Origin of the sequence: Mycobacterium sp. (genome assembly GCF_019243155.1) — a bacterium.
Taxonomy (GTDB): Bacteria; Actinomycetota; Actinomycetes; order Mycobacteriales; family Mycobacteriaceae; genus Mycobacterium.
In genome coordinates this window covers 1-19,276 of record NZ_JAFAUS010000065.1, presented here as the reverse complement: position 1 = coordinate 19,276, position 19,276 = coordinate 1, and the positions used below count along the sequence as shown (strand labels likewise).

Annotated in this window: 20 protein-coding genes, 1 tRNA gene and 1 pseudogene; 14 read left to right on the top strand and 8 right to left on the bottom strand. The window is 65.4% G+C overall.

The features are described 5' to 3' along the window. A pseudogene (locus JOZ00_RS03470) lies at window positions 1–300 on the top strand (alpha/beta hydrolase); the annotation flags it as partial. Between the two features lie 17 nt (window positions 301–317). Then, window positions 318–1,901, top strand: a complete 1,584-nt coding sequence (locus JOZ00_RS03465; protein WP_293339661.1) for a gamma-glutamyltransferase family protein — start codon at window positions 318–320, stop codon at window positions 1,899–1,901. Here the strand turns inward: JOZ00_RS03465 and purD are convergent. Together purD and JOZ00_RS03455 are read right to left on the bottom strand one after the other, a co-directional pair. Next, window positions 1,898–3,166: a phosphoribosylamine--glycine ligase gene (purD, locus tag JOZ00_RS03460; protein ID WP_293339659.1), complete on the bottom strand. Its 1,269-nt coding sequence runs from the start codon at window positions 3,164–3,166 to the stop codon at window positions 1,898–1,900. The two genes, JOZ00_RS03465 and purD, sit on opposite strands and share 4 nt — an antisense overlap. Before the next feature lie 51 nt (window positions 3,167–3,217). Beyond that, the gene (locus JOZ00_RS03455) at window positions 3,218–3,625 is read right to left on the bottom strand and encodes a MarR family winged helix-turn-helix transcriptional regulator (protein ID WP_293339656.1); all 408 of its coding nucleotides are present in this window, start codon (window positions 3,623–3,625) and stop codon (window positions 3,218–3,220) included. 82 nt (window positions 3,626–3,707) lie between these two features. On the opposite strand from JOZ00_RS03455, the gene JOZ00_RS03450 reads away from it, so the two are divergent. Further along, the gene (locus JOZ00_RS03450; protein ID WP_293339654.1) at window positions 3,708–4,793 is read left to right on the top strand and encodes an aldo/keto reductase; all 1,086 of its coding nucleotides are present in this window, start codon (window positions 3,708–3,710) and stop codon (window positions 4,791–4,793) included. A 49-nt stretch (window positions 4,794–4,842) separates the two neighbouring features. Here the strand turns inward: JOZ00_RS03450 and JOZ00_RS03445 are convergent, their stop codons facing one another. From JOZ00_RS03445 to JOZ00_RS03430, 4 genes are read right to left on the bottom strand one after another with little or no spacing between them, the layout of a single operon-like run. Continuing rightward, window positions 4,843–5,280: a carboxymuconolactone decarboxylase family protein gene (locus JOZ00_RS03445; RefSeq protein WP_293339651.1), complete on the bottom strand. Its 438-nt coding sequence runs from the start codon at window positions 5,278–5,280 to the stop codon at window positions 4,843–4,845. Beyond that, window positions 5,280–6,137 (bottom strand): NAD(P)-dependent oxidoreductase, encoded by an 858-nt coding sequence (locus tag JOZ00_RS03440; RefSeq protein WP_293339649.1) that lies wholly within the window; start codon window positions 6,135–6,137, stop codon window positions 5,280–5,282. The genes JOZ00_RS03445 and JOZ00_RS03440 overlap by 1 nt, the downstream gene beginning before the upstream one ends. Then, entirely contained in the window at window positions 6,134–6,883 is a 750-nt protein-coding gene (locus tag JOZ00_RS03435; RefSeq protein WP_293339646.1) for an SDR family oxidoreductase, read from the bottom strand. Before JOZ00_RS03435 ends, JOZ00_RS03440 begins: the two co-directional genes overlap by 4 nt. Before the next feature lie 18 nt (window positions 6,884–6,901). Continuing rightward, entirely contained in the window at window positions 6,902–8,368 is a 1,467-nt protein-coding gene (locus JOZ00_RS03430; protein WP_293339644.1) for an aldehyde dehydrogenase, read from the bottom strand. A gap of 216 nt (window positions 8,369–8,584) precedes the next feature. Between JOZ00_RS03430 and JOZ00_RS03425 the strand changes: the two genes are divergently transcribed. The 9 genes from JOZ00_RS03425 to JOZ00_RS03380 all read left to right on the top strand — a co-directional run bounded on the left by JOZ00_RS03425 (window position 8,585) and on the right by JOZ00_RS03380 (window position 15,945). After that, the gene (locus JOZ00_RS03425; RefSeq protein WP_293339666.1) at window positions 8,585–9,199 is read left to right on the top strand and encodes a TetR/AcrR family transcriptional regulator; all 615 of its coding nucleotides are present in this window, start codon (window positions 8,585–8,587) and stop codon (window positions 9,197–9,199) included. A gap of 16 nt (window positions 9,200–9,215) precedes the next feature. Beyond that, window positions 9,216–10,433 (top strand): cytochrome P450, encoded by a 1,218-nt coding sequence (locus tag JOZ00_RS03420; protein WP_293339641.1) that lies wholly within the window; start codon window positions 9,216–9,218, stop codon window positions 10,431–10,433. Next, on the top strand, window positions 10,434–11,261 hold the full coding sequence (locus JOZ00_RS03415) for an SDR family oxidoreductase (RefSeq protein WP_293339639.1): 828 nt from the start codon (window positions 10,434–10,436) through the stop codon (window positions 11,259–11,261). After that, entirely contained in the window at window positions 11,258–12,610 is a 1,353-nt protein-coding gene (locus tag JOZ00_RS03410; protein ID WP_293339636.1) for a cytochrome P450, read from the top strand. The genes JOZ00_RS03415 and JOZ00_RS03410 overlap by 4 nt, the downstream gene beginning before the upstream one ends. 9 nt (window positions 12,611–12,619) lie before the next feature. Then, window positions 12,620–12,826 carry a ferredoxin gene (locus JOZ00_RS03405; RefSeq protein WP_293339633.1) on the top strand — a complete coding sequence of 69 codons (207 nt, stop codon included), beginning with the start codon at window positions 12,620–12,622 and terminating at the stop codon, window positions 12,824–12,826. Between the two features lie 2 nt (window positions 12,827–12,828). Then, window positions 12,829–13,368 (top strand): nuclear transport factor 2 family protein, encoded by a 540-nt coding sequence (locus tag JOZ00_RS03400; RefSeq protein ID WP_293339630.1) that lies wholly within the window; start codon window positions 12,829–12,831, stop codon window positions 13,366–13,368. A 163-nt stretch (window positions 13,369–13,531) separates the two neighbouring features. Beyond that, complete coding sequence (locus JOZ00_RS03395) at window positions 13,532–14,659, top strand: NDMA-dependent alcohol dehydrogenase (protein ID WP_293339627.1); 1,128 nt, start codon at window positions 13,532–13,534, stop codon at window positions 14,657–14,659. Window positions 14,660–14,965: 306 nt separating this feature from the next. Next, the gene (locus tag JOZ00_RS03385) at window positions 14,966–15,385 is read left to right on the top strand and encodes a ketosteroid isomerase family protein (protein WP_293339664.1); all 420 of its coding nucleotides are present in this window, start codon (window positions 14,966–14,968) and stop codon (window positions 15,383–15,385) included. A gap of 155 nt (window positions 15,386–15,540) precedes the next feature. Continuing rightward, a complete protein-coding gene (locus JOZ00_RS03380; RefSeq protein WP_293339624.1) occupies window positions 15,541–15,945 on the top strand; it encodes an HIT family protein in 405 nt (134 codons plus the stop codon). Here JOZ00_RS03380 and JOZ00_RS03375 read toward each other — a convergent pair. Continuing rightward, window positions 15,933–17,375 carry a HAMP domain-containing sensor histidine kinase gene (locus tag JOZ00_RS03375; RefSeq protein WP_293339621.1) on the bottom strand — a complete coding sequence of 481 codons (1,443 nt, stop codon included), beginning with the start codon at window positions 17,373–17,375 and terminating at the stop codon, window positions 15,933–15,935. The genes JOZ00_RS03380 and JOZ00_RS03375 overlap by 13 nt on opposite strands. Window positions 17,376–17,416: 41 nt before the next feature. Beyond that, window positions 17,417–18,136: a two-component system response regulator PhoP gene (phoP, locus tag JOZ00_RS03370; RefSeq protein ID WP_293339618.1), complete on the bottom strand. Its 720-nt coding sequence runs from the start codon at window positions 18,134–18,136 to the stop codon at window positions 17,417–17,419. A 152-nt stretch (window positions 18,137–18,288) separates the two neighbouring features. Between phoP and JOZ00_RS03365 the strand changes: the two genes are divergently transcribed. Beyond that, window positions 18,289–19,014: a hypothetical protein gene (locus JOZ00_RS03365; RefSeq protein WP_293339615.1), complete on the top strand. Its 726-nt coding sequence runs from the start codon at window positions 18,289–18,291 to the stop codon at window positions 19,012–19,014. A 28-nt stretch (window positions 19,015–19,042) separates the two neighbouring features. Further along, window positions 19,043–19,114, top strand: a tRNA-Thr gene (locus JOZ00_RS03360). The last annotated feature ends 162 nt before the right edge of the window (window positions 19,115–19,276 follow it).

Here is a 19,276-nt window from a genome sequence, read left to right as displayed (position 1 = left end):
GCGATCTGCGCGGTGAGTCCGGCACTGTGGATGTCCTCCGGCGCGACCGCGCCCGGGGCGTTCGACGGGGGCGACGACTTCGCCGCCAACTCGGTGTTCGGAATGCCGGCGCTGGCGTCGATTCCGATCCGGGTGGATTGCGGCGACAGCGATCCGTTTTACGCTGCGACAAAGCAGTTCATCGCTCAACTGCCCAATCCGCCGGCCGGCGGTTTCTCACCGGGTGGGCACAACGCGGAGTTTTGGAGTTCACAACTGCCATCCGAGCTCACCTGGATGGCGCCGCTCCTGACGGCCTGAGCGCTACGCTCGCGGACGTGAGCACGCCTTTCGGTTGGAGCTTCCCCTACGCCTGGCCGCGCAAGCCAATCCTTGCGCAAAATGTTGTGTGCACATCGCAACCGCTGGCCGCCCAGGCAGGTCTTCGCATGCTCGCCGAAGGCGGCAGCGCGGTGGACGCGGCCATCGCCACCGCCATCACCCTCACCTTGGTGGAGCCGGTATCCAACGGCATCGGCTCGGATGCCTTCGCCATCGTGTGGGATGGGCGGCGGTTGCACGGATTGAACGCTTCGGGCCGCTCGCCCGCGGCCTGGACGCCGGAATACTTTGGCGGCGAGGCCATTCCCGCGCTCGGCTGGAATTCGGTGACCGTGCCTGGCGCGGTGTCGGCGTGGGCCGAACTGCACGCCAAGTTCGGAAAGCTCCCCTTCGAACGCCTCTTTGAACCCGCAATCTCCTACGGCCGCAACGGCTTTCTGGTCTCGCCGACCGTCGCCGAGCAATGGGCGGCGCAGGTACCGCTGTTCGAACATCAGCCGGGGTTCGCGCAAGCGTTCCTGCCCGGCGGGCGAGCGCCGAAAGCCGGTGAGCTGTTTACGTTTGCCGATCATGCGGCCACACTGGAGAAGATCGCCGCAACCAACGGCGAGGCGTTTTACCACGGGGAACTAGCCGACCGACTCGAGGCGCACTCGTCGGCCAACGGTGGCGCGATGCGGGCCGGCGACCTCGCGGCGCACCACGCCGACTGGGTAGGCACGATCGAAGGCAGTTACCGCGGCTACACCGTCCACGAGATTCCGCCCAACGGCCAGGGGATCGTGGCGCTGATCGCGCTGGGCATTCTGGAACAGTTCGACATGGCATCGCTGCCGGTGGATTCGGCGGACAGTGTGCACCTGCAGATCGAGGCGCTGAAGCTGGCATTCGCCGATGCCCAGGCCTACGTCGCCGATGCCGACTACATGCCGATGCGCCCGGAAAGCTTGCTGGACAACGAATACCTGAAGCAACGTGCGGCATTGATCGATCGCAATCGGGCGAAGTCGGCGGCCGCCGGCACGCCCCGTGGCGGAACGGTGTACCTGACGGCCGCTGACGCCGCGGGCGTGATGGTGTCGATGATCCAGTCGAACTACATGGGGTTCGGATCCGGCGTGGTGGTGCCGGGCACCGGCATCGCGCTGCAGAACCGCGGCACGGATTTCTCTGCGGTCCAAGGACATCCGAATCTTGTCGGGCCGAACAAGCGCCCCTACCACACGATCATCCCGGGCTTTGTCACCAAGGACGGCGCCCCGGTGATGAGCTTCGGCGTCATGGGCGGCACGATGCAGCCCCAGGGGCACGTGCAGGTGATGGTGCGCATCGCCGACCACGGCCAGAACCCGCAGGCGGCGTGCGACGGCCCACGGTTTCGATGGGTGCAGGGGTTGCAGGTCAGCTGTGAAAAGTGTTTCCCGAGTGCAACTCTGGACGAGCTCCGGCAACGCGGACATGATTTGGTCGCCGTCGACGACTACAACCAGTTCGGCAGCTGCCAGGCGATCTGGCGCCTGGACGACGGCTACTTCGCGGCCAGCGATCCCCGCCGGGACGGCCAGGCCGCCGCGTTCTAGACGTGGATCTTTCCTTCGGCGGCCAGCAACCCGATGTCACCGCGGAAATGGCTGCCCGGCAACCGGATTGAGCGCAGCACGTCGTAGGCTTTCTCTCGCGCCGCGGACAGGTCGGCGCCCGTGCCAACCACCGACAGCACGCGACCGCCCGACGAGACGACCTCGCCGTCGCCGCGCAGCGCCGTTCCCGCATGCAGCACCGCGTCGGCCTCGGATCCGACGACGACGTCGCCGACACGTGGACGCCCGGGATAGTTTTCGGCGGCGAGCACCACCGTCACGGCCGAGCCTTCCTGCCAGCGCAACTCGCCGAAGTCGGCCAGTGTGCCGGTGGCCGCGGCATGCAGCAGTTGCCCGAGCGGGGACTCCAGCAATGCCAGCACGGCCTGGGTCTCGGGATCACCGAAGCGGCAGTTGAATTCGACCACCGCGGGCCCCTTGCCGGTGATCGCGAGGCCTACGTACAGCAATCCGCTGAACGGACTTCCGCGCTGAACCATTTGGGCCGCAACGGGTTCGACGATGTTGTCGACTATGTCGCGGTAGACCGCTTCGGGCAGCCAGGACACCGGCGCATAGGCGCCCATACCGCCGGTGTTGGGCCCGGTGTCCCCCTCCCCGACGCGCTTGAAATCCTGCGCGGGCAGCAGCGGCACCACGGTTTGGCCGTCGACGACGCAGAACAACGACACCTCGGGGCCGTCCAGAAAGGACTCCAGCAGCACCGGGTGGCCGGCTTCGAGCAGCCCGGCGGCGTGGGCCCGCGCGGCGATGCGGTCCGCGGTGACAACCACGCCTTTGCCGGCGGCCAGTCGGTCGTCCTTCACCACCCAGGCGGGTTCGTTCACCGCAGGCCCGAATCGGTCCAGGGCGGCATCTAAATGCGCGGGGTTGTCCACAATTTCGCTGGTCGCGGTGCGCACGCCCGCCGCGGCCATGACTTCTTTGGCGAACGCCTTGGAGCCTTCGATCTGGGCCGCGTCCTTGCTCGGCCCGAAACAGGCGATGCCGGCGGCCCGCACGGCGTCGGCCACCCCCAGGACCAGCGGCACCTCAGGACCGATGACCACCATGTCCGCCCGGACCTCACGCGCCAGGGCGACAACGTCCTCGCCCGAGGTGATGTCGACGTCGTGCTGTTCGGCCATCCGGGCGGTTCCGGCATTGCCCGGGGCGATTGCTAGGCCCGTGACCTGCGAGTCTTTGCGGAGCGCCAGGAGCAGCGCATGTTCACGGGCACCGGAACCGATCACCAGGACGCGCACGACACGTCAGAGTAGCCGGGCAAAACGCCGGACGCGCACAGCACCCGCCTTCTACAGGATTTTCTCCAGCAGACCTTTGAGATCCTTGCGCTGCGCGACGGTGAGGCGCCCCAGACGCTTGTTGAATTCGTCGGACAGCAGCGCCATACCGTCGGTCGCGGCTCGACGCCCGGCCGCGGTGAGCAACAGCCGGTGACGTCGCAGGTCTGATGCGTCAATTTCGCGGCGCACGAATCCCGCCGCCTCGAGCCGTTTCAGGTAGGCCGTCACCGTCGCCTTGGGCATGCTCAGCGTCGTGGCCAGCTCCGCCGGGTAGGGGTGCTCGTCGATCTCCGCAAGCAGGAAAAGCTCCTTGGACTCCAGGCCCAGCGCGCAGATGTCGGCCTCGGCGCAGGAGATGACCGACAGCAGCACCCGGTAGTTCAACGACCAGATCTTGGCCGCATCGATTGCAGGCATCGACTTGCCAGATCGTTCAGAAGTGAACTAGTTTGGAGCAGAACAAGTACATAATCGAACAACTTACCAGAAAGTGGCCACCATGCCTCTGGATCAGTACGTGACACTCGGACGCTCCGGCCTGCGCGTCAGCCCCCTGTGCCTCGGCGCGATGACTTTCGGTGAAGATCTCGGCTGGGGAACCAGTGTCGAAGAATCCCAACAGATCATCGATCGATACATCGAGCTCGGCGGCAACTTCATCGATACCGCCAACTTCTACACCCGAAGCCATTCCGAGAAGATCATCGGCGATCACATCGGGCGCCACGCCGCGAAGCGCGACCGCTTGGTGATCGCCACCAAATTCAGCGGCAACCTATATCCGGGCGACCCCAACGGCGGTGGGTCGGGCCGCAAATCACTGATCAGCGCCTGCGAGAACTCGCTGCGGCGGCTGCAGACCGACTACATCGACCTCTACTGGCTGCACATCTGGGACAAGAACACCCCGATCGAGGAGACGATGGCCGCACTCGACGACCTCGTCCGGGCCGGAAAGGTGCGCTATATCGGCGTCTCGGACACCCCGGCATGGAAGATCGCGCAGGCCAACCTGATTGCCCGCTTCCGCGGCTGGTCGAGTTTCGTCGGCCTGCAGATCGAGTACTCGCTGCTCGAGCGCACCGTCGAACAAGAGCTGGCTCCGATGGCGAGCGAGTTCGGCTTGGGGATCACGCCGTGGTCGCCGCTCAAAGGCGGCGTGCTCAGCGGCAAGTACACCCGGAGCAACGCCGGCCAGCACAGTGCCGACCGCGGCGCGATGGTCGACGCATTCCTCAACGAGAAGACCTACGCGCTGATCGATGAGCTGGAGATCATCGCCAAGGCGCACGAGACGAACGTCGCCAGTGTCGCGTTGGCCTGGGTGCGCGCGCAGGCCGCCGTCTCGTCGGTCATCATCGGGGCGCGCCGGCTCTCGCAGCTGGACGACAACGTTCGCGCCGTCGACGTGCATCTCAGCGCAGACGAATTGGACCGGCTCAACGCGCTGACCAAACCGAGGTTCGGGTTCCCGCACAACATGCTGGAGATGGCCCCGGGCATCATCAACGGCGGAACGTCGATCAACGGAGTCTCCGGGCCGATCTCCGAATACGTTATGCCGGAAGGCGTTAAGCCCTTTTGAGCGTCAGCGACTTTCGACCAATTGTCCTTTTCAAACTCGACTATCAGCGCTAACCGTCACTCTTCCCCGAGTGCATCTTTAGCGCACCCTCGACGTTGGCCTTCTTGTCCTCACGGGCGCCCTTCGCGGCGGCCTTCTTGCGCTTGGCGACGACCGTGTCGACCGCCCCGTTAAGTGCCGAACCCAGCGGGAAGCCAAGGTAATGCGTCAGGAAGACTGCCATCTCCTTGAGTTCGGTCTCGGAGAGTTCCCCGTTGAGCAGCGCGGCATTGATCTGAATCTCGGCCAGGTCGCGATTGCCGACCGCGGTCACGGCCGTCAGCGTCATGATGCGCTTGTCGCGCATCGACAACCCCGGCCGGGTCCAGATGCTGCCGAACAGGTGATCGACGGTCAGGTCGAAGTACGCATCGCCCTCGATGTTGGGCATCTCCCAGCCGTAGACCTCGTTCATCTTCTCGAGGCCCTTGCGGCGCAGCTCGTCCATTACGACTCATTCTCCTTGTGCGGTACGCCGAGTCCGGCGGCCAGTCGTTCGTACGCAAGCTGGGCCAGCGGCAGGTCGACCGACACCGCCTCGCCCAGGGCCAGCGCCAGGCTCAAGTCCTTCTCGCCCAGCCCGCGGGCGTGCACGAAGGACTGATACAGGAAGTTGTCCGGCTCAATGTCTTTCATGTCGTCGCGCACCATGATCGCACCCGGACCACTGGTGAGTGCATCGGTGTGGCGCACCACCCGGCCCAGGGTCTGCAGGTCCAGGCCGGCCGCCTCGGCCAGCTTCATGGCCTCGCAGGCCGCGGCGTACGAGGTGAACGTCAACATGTTGCGGGCCAGCTTCATTCGGGTTCCCGCACCCGGCTCACCGGCGTGGACGACCACCGACGCCCAGTGTTTGAATGCCGGCTTGATCCGCTCGTACACCTCGCGCTCGGCACCCACCATGGTGGCGAGTTCGCCCTTGGCGGCAGCAGCGGCCCCTCCACTGACGGGCGCGTCGACGATGTGAATGCCCTGCGGTTTCAGCGCGCCTGCCAGTTCGACGGCGGTGGTGTCGCTGATGGTCGAGTGGATCGCGATCACCGTGCCGGGCTTCGTGTGGGCGGCCAACTCACCGACGACCTCGCGCACCTGGGCGTCGTTGAGCACGGTGATGTGGATGATGTCGGCGGCGGCGATGTCGGCAACGCTGTCGGCCACGCCGGCGCCCTTTTCGATCAGCGGCGTCATCGCCTCGGTCCGAATGTCGTAAACCGTTATCCCACCCGGCCATTCGGTCATCTTCGTGGCCATAGGCGCGCCCATGTTGCCCAGTCCGATGTAGCCCAGCTTGAGATCGCTAGTCATGAGCGGAAGATCTGTCCGCCGTCGACGTTGAAGATCTGTCCGGTGATCCAGGACGCCTCGTCCGACAGCAGGAACAGACACATACCGACGAGGTCCTCGGGTTGTCCCATGCGCGACAACGGAATTCCCTTGACGATGTCGGCAACCATCTCCTGCGGCGTGGTGGTGCGGTTGGCCTCGGTATCGATGGGGCCGGGCGCGATCGCGTTGATCCGGATATTCTGGCCCCCGAGTTCGGTGGCCAGCTGCTGGGTGAGTCCGTTGATCCCAACCTTGGCCAACCCGTAGAAGTTCGAGTACAGCCATGCCGCGGTGGAAGACTGGTTGATGATCGCTCCGCCACCACGTTTGGCCATCTTCTTGTAGACCGCGCGGGTGCACCACAGCGCACCATCGAGGTTCACGCTCATGAACTTCTTGTAGTACTCGGGGTCGACGGTAATCAGGAAATCGAGCTTCATGCCGCCGAAGATGGCCGCGTTGTTGACGAGGTAGTCGATGCCGCCGAACTCGGCCAGCGTGCGGTCAGCCATCTCCTTGGCCGAAGCCGGATCCGACACGTCGACAGGCAGCGCCAGCGCGGTACCGCCCTCACCCTTGATCCCATCGGCCACCTTCTCGGCACCCGCCACGTTGATGTCGGCCACCACGACGGCGGCGCCCTCGCGGGCCAGCGCCTCGGCGTACGCCTGGCCGATGCCGCCACCGGATCCGGTGACGATGGCGACCTTGTTCTCGAATCTCATGCTCTCAAGCTCCTCTGGTTACACCGCAGTCGCAATGGTTTTGGTTTCCAGGTACTCCTCGAAACCGGCCAGCCCCATCTCGCGACCGTTTCCCGATTGCTTGTACCCGCCGAACGGCGCATCGGCCGAATACCACACGCCGCCATTGACATTGATCGTGCCTGCGCGGACCCGCGCGGCAGCACTGGCCGCCCTGTCGGGGTCGGCGCCGAACACGGTGCCCGACAACCCGTATGCCGAGTCATTGGCGATGCGCACGGCGTCGTCGTCGCCGTCGTGCGGGATCACGGTCAGGACCGGGCCGAAGATCTCCTCGCGCGAGACGCGAGCGTCGTTGCCCAGCCCCGCGATCACGGTGGGCTCGATGAAGAAACCGACTTCACGGTCGGCCGGCCGGCCGCCTCCGCACGCGAACGTCCCACCCTCGGCGATCGCCGAGTCGAGGTAGCCCTGAATCCGATCGCGCTGGCGCGCGGAAATCACCGGGCCGCAGATGGTTCCGGGGTCGGTGGGATCGCCGGCCTTGATGCCGCCCATGGTCGCGGCCGCGATCGCGACCGCTTCGTCGTATTTCGCACGCGGCACCACCAGCCGGGTGGTGATTGCGCAGCCCTGCCCGGCGTGCATGCACACCGAGAAGCCCGCCACGCCCACCGCGCCGCTCAGGTCGGCGTCGTCGAGCACGATGAAGGCCGACTTGCCGCCCAACTCGAGGAACACCTTCTTGATGGTTGCGGCACCGTCGGCCATCACGGCGCGGCCCGTCGCCGTCGATCCGGTGAACGAAACCATATCCACCCGAGGGTCTTTCGACAGGAGCGCCCCGACGCCGTGATCGTCTGAGGTGACGATGTTGATGACACCGGGCGGAAAGTCGGTGTGCTCGGCGATGAGTTCACCCAGCACGGCGGCACACCAGGGCGTGTCGGGGGCCGGCTTCAACACGACCGTGTTTCCGGCGGCCAGCGCGGGTCCGATCTTGGCGAGGTTGATCTGGTGCGGAAAGTTCCACGGAGTGATAGCGCCGATGACACCGACGGCCTCCCGGGCGATCGTGCGCCGGGTGGGGATGCCCATTGGCGATGCCTGGCCGAGATCCTGGTTGTATTCGTAGGATTCGGCGGTATCCGCCGCGAATGCCAGATCGTTGACCGGGACTTCGAGCTGAGCGATTCCGGTGAGCATCCGCGGCGCGCCGACCTCGGCGATGGTCAGATCGCGCAGCTCTTCGAGGTGCCGCTGCATCGCCTCACGCAGCTGGCGCACGCACCGCACCCGCAGTTCCGTGTTGCGGGACCAGTCGGTTTCGTCGAAGGCGCGGCGCGCGGCGTCGATGGCGCGGCCCATGTCGTCGGCGTCGGCATTGGCGGCGACTCCCAGCACTTCCTCGGTCGCCGGATTGATCGTCGGGAAGGTGCCGGCGCTGCCGGCCGACATCTTGCCGTCGATGAAGAGTTGACTCACGCCGTCGGCCAACAAGGCCATCTCCCGCTCCCGTTCTAACAAAGCACGCTAATCCAGTGGACAGTTGTCCGATATTGCCCGATCGAACCATAGTCGCCAGGTTGTCAAGGGTGCAAGAGCCGATCTCGCTTGCCGCGCCGCGGTCTGCGAAAACAGCACCTTAACCACCATGTCCGAGAAACGGGCTTGCTTCGTTGTGACCCGTTCCGATAGCTTGGACATGTGTCCAGCGACGCACTGGTTGCGATTACGTCCACACCCGAGCACCCGTCCGGTCAGCCCCTGCGCAACCGGCGCCAAGAGGAGACCTTCCGCAAGGTGCTCGCGGCGGGCATCGAGACGCTGCGCGAGAAGTCCTACTCGGACCTGACGGTGCGCGTCGTGGCGGCGCGCGCCAAAGTCGCGCCCGCCACGGCCTACACCTACTTCTCGTCGAAGAATCATCTGATCGCCGAGGTCTACCTGGATCTGGTGCGCCAGGTCCCCTACTTCACCGACGTCAACGACCCGATGCCGAACCGGGTGGAACAGGTGCTGCGCCACCTGGCCCTGGTGGTCGCGGATGAGCCCGAGGTCAGCGCCGCCTGCACGACGGCATTGCTCAGCGGTGGCGCCGACCCGGCCGTGAGATCCGCACGCGACCGGATCGGCGCGGAGATCCACCGCCGCATCACGTCCGCCATGGGCCCCGACGCCGATCCCACCACCGTGTCCGCGCTGGAGATGTTGTTCTTCGGCGCACTCGTTCAGGCCGGCAGTGGCGAATTCAGCTATCGCGAGATCGCCGACCGGCTGGCCTACGTGGTGCGCCTCATCCTGACCGGCACCGCCGAGACAAGCCCACAGACCTAAGGCAGGTAGCGAAGCGATGACTGTGCACGTCGGCGACCACGAATTGGTCCTCGATCCCTACGATTACGACTTCCACGAAGATCCGTACCCGTACTACAAGCGGTTGCGAGACGAGGCTCCGCTGTATCGCAACGAGGAGCTGAAGTTCTGGGCGTTGTCGCGGCACGACGATGTGTTGAAGGGATTCCGCAACAGCACAACGCTTTCCAACAAGTACGGCGTCTCGCTGGATCCGGCGTCGCGCGGCCCGCACGCCAGCAAGACGATGTCGTTTCTCGCGATGGACGATCCCGCCCACCTGCGGCTGCGGACGCTGGTCTCAAAGGGCTTCACACCCAGGCGGATTCGTGAGCTCGAGCCCCGGGTCACCGAGATCGCGACGGAGCATCTCGACACCATGCTGGAGAAGGCGAAGGACGGCACCGTCGACTACGTCGACGAGTTCGCCGGGAAGCTGCCCATGGACGTGATCTCCGAGCTGATGGGCGTCCCCGAGCCGGATCGCGACCGGGTCCGAGCCTGGGCCGACGGCGTGATGCACCGCGAGGAAGGCGTCACCGACGTGCCGCCGGAGGCCATCGAGGCCTCCCTCAACCTGATCGTCTACTACCAGGGCATGGTGGCGGAGCGGCGCGAGAAACTGACGGACGATCTGACCTCGGCGCTGCTGGAAGCCGAGATCGACGGGGACCGGCTCACCGACGACGAGGTCCTCGGCTTCATGTTCCTGATGGTGATCGCGGGGAACGAGACCACCACCAAACTGCTTGCCAACGCGGCGTTTTGGGGACACCGAAATCGCGATCAGCTGACACCGGTCTACGACGATCTGTCCCGAGTGCCGCTGTGGGTCGAGGAGACGCTGCGCTACGACACCTCCAGCCAGATCCTGGCTCGGACCGTGGCCGGCGAGCTCACTCTGCACGACACCACCATTCCCGAGGGCGACGTCCTACTGTTGTTGCCCGGTTCGGGGCACCGTGACGAGCGGGTCTTCGACCATCCCGACGACTACATCGTCGGACGCGAAATCGGCCCGAAACTCCTGAGTTTCGGTAGCGGCGCACACTTCTGCCTGGGCGCGCATCTGGCGCGGATGGAAGCCCGGGTCGCGCTCACCGAGTTGTTCAGGCGAATCCGCGGCTACGAAGTGGACGAGGCCAACGCCGTCCGCGTTCACTCGAGCAATGTCCGCGGATTCGCCCACCTACCCATGACCGTGGAGGTCCGCTGAATGCCCCGCTTTGAACCCTTGCCCGAACGCCGGCCCGCCATCGTGGCCGGCGCGTCCTCCGGCATCGGAGAGGCCACCGCCATCGAGCTCGCTGCGCATGGCTTCCCGGTCGCCCTGGGTGCCCGCCGCGTCGAGAAGCTTGACGACATCGTCGGCAAGATCAACGCCAACGGCGGCGAGGCCGTCGGATTCCACCTCGACGTCACCGACCCGAACTCGGTGAAATCCTTTGTCGCACAGTCGGTCGAGGCACTCGGAGATATCGAGGTGCTGGTGGCCGGCGCGGGCGACACCTACTTCGGCAAGCTCGCCGAGATCGCAGGCGACGAATTCGACTCGCAGCTGCAGATCCACTTGGTCGGTGCATTCCGGCTGGCCAACGCGGTGCTGCAGGGCATGCTGGACCGGCAACGGGGCGACCTGATCTTCGTCGGCTCCGACGTGGCCCTGCGCCAGCGGCCGCACATGGGCGCCTACGGCGCTGCCAAGGCCGCGCTCGTCGCGATGGTCACCAACTTCCAGATGGAGCTCGAGGGCACCGGCGTGCGGGCCTCGATCGTGCACCCCGGCCCGACCAAGACATCGATGGGCTGGAGCCTGCCGGCCGAGAAGATCGGCCCCGCACTTGAGGACTGGGCCAAGTGGGGTCAGGCGCGCCACGACTACTTCCTGCGCGCGGCGGACCTGGGCCGAGCCATCACGTTCGTCGCCGAGACACCGCGCGGCGGCTTCATCGCGAACATGGAGCTTCAGCCCGAAGCGCCGTTGGCCGACAACAAGACTCGCCAGAAGTTGGCACTCGGAGAAGAGGGGATGCCAGGACAATGACCACCGCTATCGTGCCGCGGGTATCCGGCGGCGAAGAGGAACACGGTCACCTCGAGGAATTCCGCACCGACCCAATCGGTTTGATGAACCGGGTGCGTCAGGAGTGCGGTGATGTCGGCTGGTTCCAGCTGGTCGACAAGCACGTCATTTTGTTGTCCGGTGCCGGTGCCAACGAGTTCTTCTTCCGTTCTGCCGATGAGGATCTGGACCAGGCCGCCGCGTACCCGTTCATGGCGCCGATCTTCGGCAAGGGCGTGGTGTTCGACGCCAGCCCGGAGCGGCGCAAGGAGATGCTGCACAACTCGGCGCTGCGTGGCGAGCAGATGAAGGGCCACGCCGCCACCATCGAGGCTCAGGTCAAGGGGATGATCGCCGACTGGGGCGACGAGGGCGAGATCGAGCTGCTCGACTTCTTCTCCGAGTTGACCATCTACACGTCGACGGCCTGCCTGATCGGCGTGAAATTCCGCAACCAACTCGACCACCGGTTCGCGGAGTACTACCACGAGCTGGAACGCGGCACCGACCCGTTGTGTTACGTCGACCCCTACCTGCCGATCGAGAGCTTTCGGCGTCGTGACGAGGCCCGTGTCAAACTCGTTGCGCTGGTTCAGGAAATCATGAACCAGCGGCTGTCCAACCCACCGAAGGACAAGAGCGACCGCGACATGCTCGACGTGCTCGTGTCGATCAAGGACGACGACGGCACCCCGCGGTTCTCCGCCGACGAGGTCACCGGGATGTTCATCTCGCTGATGTTCGCCGGGCACCACACCAGTTCCGGGACTTCGGCGTGGACGCTGATCGAGTTGATCCGCCACCCCGACGTGTACGCCGAGGTACTGACCGAGCTCGAGGAGCTCTACGCCGACGGCCAAGAGGTGAGTTTCCATGCGCTGCGGTCGATTCCGAAGCTCGACAACGTGGTCAAGGAAGCCCTGCGCCTGCACCCGCCGCTGATCATTCTGATGCGGGTCGCCCAGGGCGAGTTCGAGGTCGAGGGCTTCGGAATTCACGACGGCGACTTCGTCGCGGCATCCCCGGCCATCTCGAACCGGATTCCGGAGGACTTTCCCGACCCGGACGCGTTCAAGCCCGACCGGTACAACAAGCCCGAGCAGGCCGACATCGTCAACCGGTGGACCTGGATTCCGTTCGGCGCGGGGCGGCACCGCTGCGTCGGCGCCGCGTTCGCCCAGATGCAGATCAAGGCGATCTTCTCGGTTCTATTGCGCGAGTATGAATTCGAGATGGCACAGCCGGCCGACAGCTATCACAACGATCACTCCAAGATGGTCGTGCAGCTTGCCCGTCCGGCGAAGGTCCGTTACCGCAAACGCCAGAAGTAGGTCGTGGGAATGGGATTTCGGATCGAAGCGGATCTTGACCTGTGTCAGGGCCACGCCATGTGTGAACTGGAGGCGCCGGACTACTTCCGAGTGCCCAAGCGGGGCAAGGTCGAGATCGTCGACCCCGAGCCGCCCGAAGACGCCCGCGATGAAGTCGAGCGCGCGGTCGATATGTGCCCAACGCATGCCCTTTTCATCAAAGAGAAAGAAGACTGATAATGGCGTCACGCGAAGAACTTGAAGGCTGGGTCGACCGCTGGCTGCAAGCCAACAAGGACTGCGAAAAGGCTGGTGATTGGCGGCCGCTCGCCGACTTCTACACCAAGGACGCCACCTACGGCTGGAACATCGGCCCCAAGGAAGACGTGATGTGTGTCGGCGTCGATGAGATCCGCGATGTCGCCCTCGGCCTGGAGATGGAAGGCCTGGAGAACTGGGTCTACGAGTACCAGAAGGTGCTCATCGACGAGAAGCAGGGCGAGATCGTCGGCTTCTGGAAGCAGATCGTCAACAAGTCCGACGGCACCCAGGACGAGATCTACGGCATCGGCGGCAGTTGGTTCCGCCTCAGCAGCGACAACCTCATCGAGTGGCAGCGCGACTTCTTCGACTTCGGCCACGTGGCCAAGATGTTCGCGACCCTGATCGAGTCCGGCGATCTCAGCGCTGGTATGCAGAGGCGGATCGAGCGTAGCGTCGCCGGTGAAAAGCTTCCCGGTTACTACCCGCTCGGCCAGGCGCCGTCGCCGATCTGGTGACGACCGGGCCGCGGCCGGCGGACGGACCAACCAAGCATTTGATTTGTTACACGCGCTATGCTGACGCGACAAGGGTGTCTGTGGCACCCGTCACCTGGCTGGCCGGCATGAAGGGGCCGGACAGCTCTGATCAATTCAAAGGCGAAATGGGGTCAGGACCATCGTGAAGACAAAAGGCGCACTGATCTGGGAGTTCAATCAGCCCTGGTCAATCGAGGAAATCGAGATCGGCGACCCGCAGGCCCACGAGGTCAAGATCCAGATGGAAGCGGCGGGCATGTGCCACTCCGACCATCACCTCGTCACCGGCGGCATCCCGATGGCCGGCTTCCCGGTGCTCGGCGGCCACGAGGGCGCCGGCATCGTCACCGACGTCGGGCCGGGCGTCGAGGACATCGCCCCGGGCGACCACGTCGTGCTGTCTTTCATCCCGTCCTGTGGGCAATGCCCGACATGTCAGGCCGGCATGCGCAACCTGTGTGACCTGGGCGCCGGCCTGCTGGGCGGCGCGGCGGTCTCTGACGGCACCTTCCGGATCCAGGCCCGCGGCCAGGACGTCTTCCCCATGACCCTGCTGGGAACGTTCTCGCCGTACATGGTCGTGCACCGTAGCTCCGTCGTGAAGATCGACCCGTCGGTCCCGTTCGAGGTGGCCGCCCTGGTTGGTTGTGGTGTCACCACCGGCTACGGCTCGTCGGTCCGCACGGCCGACATCCGGCCGGGCCAGGACGTCGCCATCGTCGGGGTCGGCGGGGTCGGCATGGCAGCGCTGCAGGGAGCCGTCAACGCCGGCGCCCGCTACATCTTTGCGATCGACCCGGTGGAGTGGAAGCGCGACCAGGCGCTGAAATTCGGCGCCACCCACGTCTACCCCGACATCATGGCCGCCATGGGCGGCATGGCCGAGGTCACCTACGGCCTGATGGCGCACAAGGTCATCGTCACCGTCGGTGAGCTGCAGGGTGCCGACATCGACAACTACCTGAACATCACCCAGAAGGGTGGCACCTGCGTGCTGACCGCAATCGGCAGCCTGCTGGACACCAACGTCAACCTGAACCTGGCGATGCTGACCCTGATGCAGAAGAACCTGCAGGGCACCATCTTCGGTGGCGGTAACCCGCAGTTCGACATCCCGCAGCTGCTGTCGATGTACAAGGCAGGCAAGCTCAACCTGGACGACATGATCACTCGGCAGTACAAGCTCGAGCAGATTAACGACGGCTACCAGGACATGCTGGACGGCAAGAACATTCGCGGCGTAATCCGCTACACGGACGCCGATCGGTAAGCCGACCGTACTTCTTACGTGGCGGGCTTCCCGCACCTGATGGCGCCGGGGCGGACCGGCGCCATGCCGGTGCGCCACCGGATCGTCATGTCTCCGATGGAGACCATGTGCGGCACACCTGGCGGCCTGCCCTCCGAACGCACCCGCGACTACTTCGCCGCGCGGGCCAACGGTGGCGTCGGCCTGATCACGTTGGGCGCCATCGGTATTGACCATCAGCATTCCCAAGACTCCGGGTGGCCTGCACCTCGCCACCGAAGACGGCGCACGCCCCGCGTGTGCAATCTAGTGACAGGAGAGATAACCATGACCCAAACCGCCCAATCCCCGGCACTGACCGCGTCGCAGTCGTCGTGGCGCTGCGCCCAAGGCAAGGATCGGGACGGCTGGCTGGCGCTGATGACCGACGACGTTGTCATCGAGGACCCGATCGGCAAATCCGTCACCAACCCCGACGGCACCGGCGTGCGCGGCAAGGCGGCCGTCGGCGAATTCTTCGACAACAACATCGCCCAGAACCAGCTGACCATCACCTGCGAGGAGACCTTCCCGTCGAGCTCTCCCGACGAGATCGCTCATATTCTGGTGTTGCAGAGCAAGTTTGAGGGCGGCATGACCAGCAAGGTGCGCGGCGTCTTCACCTACAAGGTCAACGACGCCGGCCTGATCACCAACATGCGCGGCTACTGGAACCTCGACGTGATGGAGTTCGGCCAGCAGGGCTGACCCGACACTCCCCGCAGCACTGAGTCGCCCGAAGAGCCATCGCCTTCTCAAATTCGATAGCGCATGCGATATCGAATCCCGCGCACGCGTGTGTCACTGCCCGGGCGACGGGCGGCGCCCTCAGGCCATGATTTCGTCGCACCTATGCTGGGCCCATGGCGTCGATCTTCACCAAGATCATCAATCGTGAACTTCCCGGCCGATTTGTCTATGAGGACGACGACGTCGTCGCATTCCTGACGATCGAACCGATGACGCAGGGGCACACACTCGTCGTGCCGCGCGCCGAGATCGACAACTGGCAGGACGTCGACGGCGCGGCGTTCGCCAAAGTGATGGCCGTGAGCCAGCTGATCGGCAAGGCCGTCTGCAAGGCCTTCAGGACCGAGCGCTCCGGGCTGATCATCGCCGGCATAGAGGTGCCGCATCTGCACGTCCACGTGTTCCCGACGCGCAGCCTGAGCGACTTCGGGTTCGCCAATGTCGACCGCAACCCGTCGCCGGAGTCCCTGGACCAGGCGCAGGCCAAGATCAAGGCGGCGCTGGCTCAGTTGGCGTGAACCGGCTCCTGCGCGGGCACATCGCTGACGCGCGGCAGCGTGACGCGGAAGCAGCAGCCCTCGCCGGGCGCGGTCGTCACTCCGACGCGTCCGCCGTGCGCACGCACCAACGAGTCGACGATCGATAGCCCGAGCCCTGTGCCGCCGCTGGCCCTGGCCCGCGACGAGTCGGTGCGATAGAACCGCTCGAAGACCCGCGATGCGTCCTGCGCGCTCATGCCCGGACCCTTGTCGGCCACCTCGATCACCGCGTCATCGCCCTTTGTGCCGACGCGCAGGGTGACGTCGGCGGTGTCCGGCGTGTGCTGCAGGGCATTGGCGACGAGGTTGCTCAGCACCTGCCGGATCCGGGGCTCGTCACCGAGCACCTCAGGCGTGCCGGGACCGTCGAAGACCTGCAAAGTGATGCTGCGGGTGGGGTCCATCGCCTGCGCGTCGTGCACGGCATCGCTGGCCAGCGCCAACAAATCGACCCGGTTGTGTTCGAGCGGCCGGTGCACGTCCAGCCGGGCCAGCAGCAGCAGGTCGTCGACCAGCATGCCCATCCGACTGGCTTCGCTTTCGATCCGCGACAGCAGCATGGCGACGTCGCGTGCGGCGCCCTGTCGATACAGCTCCGCGAAGCCACGGATCGTGGTCAGGGGGGTGCGCAGCTCGTGGCTGGCGTCGGTGATGAACCGTCGCATCCGCTCCTCGGAACTGCGGGCTTTCTCGGCCGACAACTCCGAGGACGCGAGCGCCTGCTGGATCTGCGCCAGCATGCCGTTGAGCGCGAGCGACAGCCGGCCCACCTCGGTGCGGGGATCACGCTCCGGAACGCGGCGGTCGAGCTGGCCGGCGGCGATCGTCGCGGCGGTCTGTTCAACCTCGGACAGCGGCCGCAGGCTGCGCTGCACCACCGCGAAGCCGGCTATCCCGACCACAACCAGCACCGCCACCCCGATACCGATCTGCAGCCAGACCAGCGAGCTGACCGTGTGCTGGACGTCGGACAGGTCGATCGCGACGGTCGTCAGTCCGTGCGGGCCGTGCACCGACACCGCTCGCCACTGAATGTCCGACCCGTTCACCGAGGGCAGGGTGATCGGATTCGGGCCTACATCATTGTCGGGTGGGAGCGCCGGCTCGGAGTTGCGGTCGTTGATCGCGGTGAACGGCGTGCCATCGGTCCCGATCCCCCGCACGTAGAACTTCGACGGCGGCCGCGCCGGGTCGGGGCCTTCGTAGGGCGGCGGCGACTGTCGCCGCGGCGCCTGCGCCCAGCCGCGCGAGGCGTCGAGCAGCGTCTGGTCGATGCGGCTGATGAGGCTGTGCCGCAGGATCGAGGTCACTGCGATCCCCGAGACGGCCAAGCCACAGGCAACCAGGACGAGGGTGGCGGCGACCAGACCTACCCGCAGGGGCAGTCCACGTCGATGCTGTGTGGCCATGTTTTGGATTCTTCTGCTACCGCTGGTGACCGGGTGCGCGCTCAGCGCGGTTCCCGCAGGACATAACCTACGCCACGCAGCGTATGCAGCAGTCGCTTCTCGCCGGTGTCGATCTTGCGACGGAGGTAGGACACGTAGGACTCGACGACGTTGACGTCGCCACCGAAGTCATAACGCCAGACGTGGTCGAGAATCTTCGGTTTGCTCAGGACCGTGCCGGCATTGATCACGAAATAACGCAGCAACGTGAATTCGGTGGGCGACAGCGACACCGACTGTCCGGCCTTCCACACTTCGTGCGTCTCTTCGTCGAGCTCGATGTCCGCGAAAGTCAGGCGGGCACTGCGCGGTTCGGCCCCACCCTTGCCTGCGCGCCGGAGGATGACCCGCAGCCGGGCGACGACCTCCTCGAGGCTGAAGGGCTTGGTCACGTAGTCGTCGCCACCCAGCGTCAGCCCGGCGATTTTGTCCTGCAAGGAATCTCGGGCCGTCAGGAACAGCGCCGGTGCGTCGATGCCGTCGGCGCGCAACCGTCGCAGCACCCCGAACCCGTCCATGCCGGGCATCATCACGTCGAGGATCACCGCGTCGGGGCGGGCTTCGCGGGCACGGTCCAGCGCTTGCGCGCCGTTGGTCGCCGTGCAGACCTCGAACCCCTGGAACTTGAGACTCACGGACAGCAGTTCGACGATGTTGGCCTCGTCATCGACTACGAGGACGCGAGCCTCCGGTTTCGTTTCGCTGGGTGTTGGGGCGGTCATGAGGTCAATCCTTGCCTGAAAGTTAGCTGTGTGAAAATTGTGTGGTTCCTGTAAGCTCAGTGCCAACAGTCTGATAGTAGTCTGCCAGGAATCAGCGCTTCATCGTGGACACGCGCAGTTTCCTCAGGTCGCGTCGCGCATAGACTCGGGGAATGAACTTCGCCGCACGCATCGTCTCGGCAGCGACCGCACCCGCACGGGTCGGACTTGCCGCCGCGGACGCGAGTTTGACCGTCGCAAGCGCGGCGGTAGGCGTGGCGAAGCGCGCGCTGGGTGACGGCGGGACCGCCGGCACCAACGCGATGACGTCGATGCTGGGAATCGACGACGCGATCGGTCGCGCCAATCGGCTGGCCAGGTTGCTGGACGACGACGCGCCGCTGGGCCGCGCGATCGCGGCGGACGGGCCGATCGATCGGTTGCTGCGACCGGGCGGGGTGGTGGACCTGCTGACCTCGGAGGACGGCTTGCTCGACCGCCTGACCGCCGAGGGCGGTGGATTGCATCGTGCTCTGCAGCCAGGCGGGCTGGCCGATCAACTGCTCGCGGAGGAAGGTCTGGTCGAGCGGGTGCTGGCCGAGGACGGACTCGCGGCCCGGTTGCTCAGCGAGGGTGGAGTGGTCGACAAACTGACCGCGAAGCACGGTCCGTTGGATCAGCTCGCCGATGTCGCCGACACCCTGGCCCGCCTGACCCCGGGTATGGAGGCGCTCGAGCCGGCCATCGCCACCCTGCAGGACGCCGTCATCTCGCTCACCATGGTGGTCAATCCACTGAGCAGTATCGCCGACCGAATTCCGTTGCCCGGCCGCCGTCCCGGACGGCGTCCCTCATCGCGAACGATCCGCTCAACACGCGTGATCGAAAGCGACGAGTGACCGTTAGGCTTGGACCCGGTCTCAGCCCGCCTCCTTAGCTCAGTGGTAGAGCACTCGCCTTGTAAGCGAGCGGTCGTCAGTTCAATCCTGACAGGGGGCTCCGACTCTGCGGCGGTGTTTGCGCTGTTAGACGCGGTTTCTTCGTGTTGCTAGGTGGCGGCAGACGGTCCTCGTGCCCACATTTTGCCCACACTTTCATCTAACTTATCGGCAACTGCGGTTAGGTCGTCATCGAATAGTTCGGCATAGACATCGAGGGTCA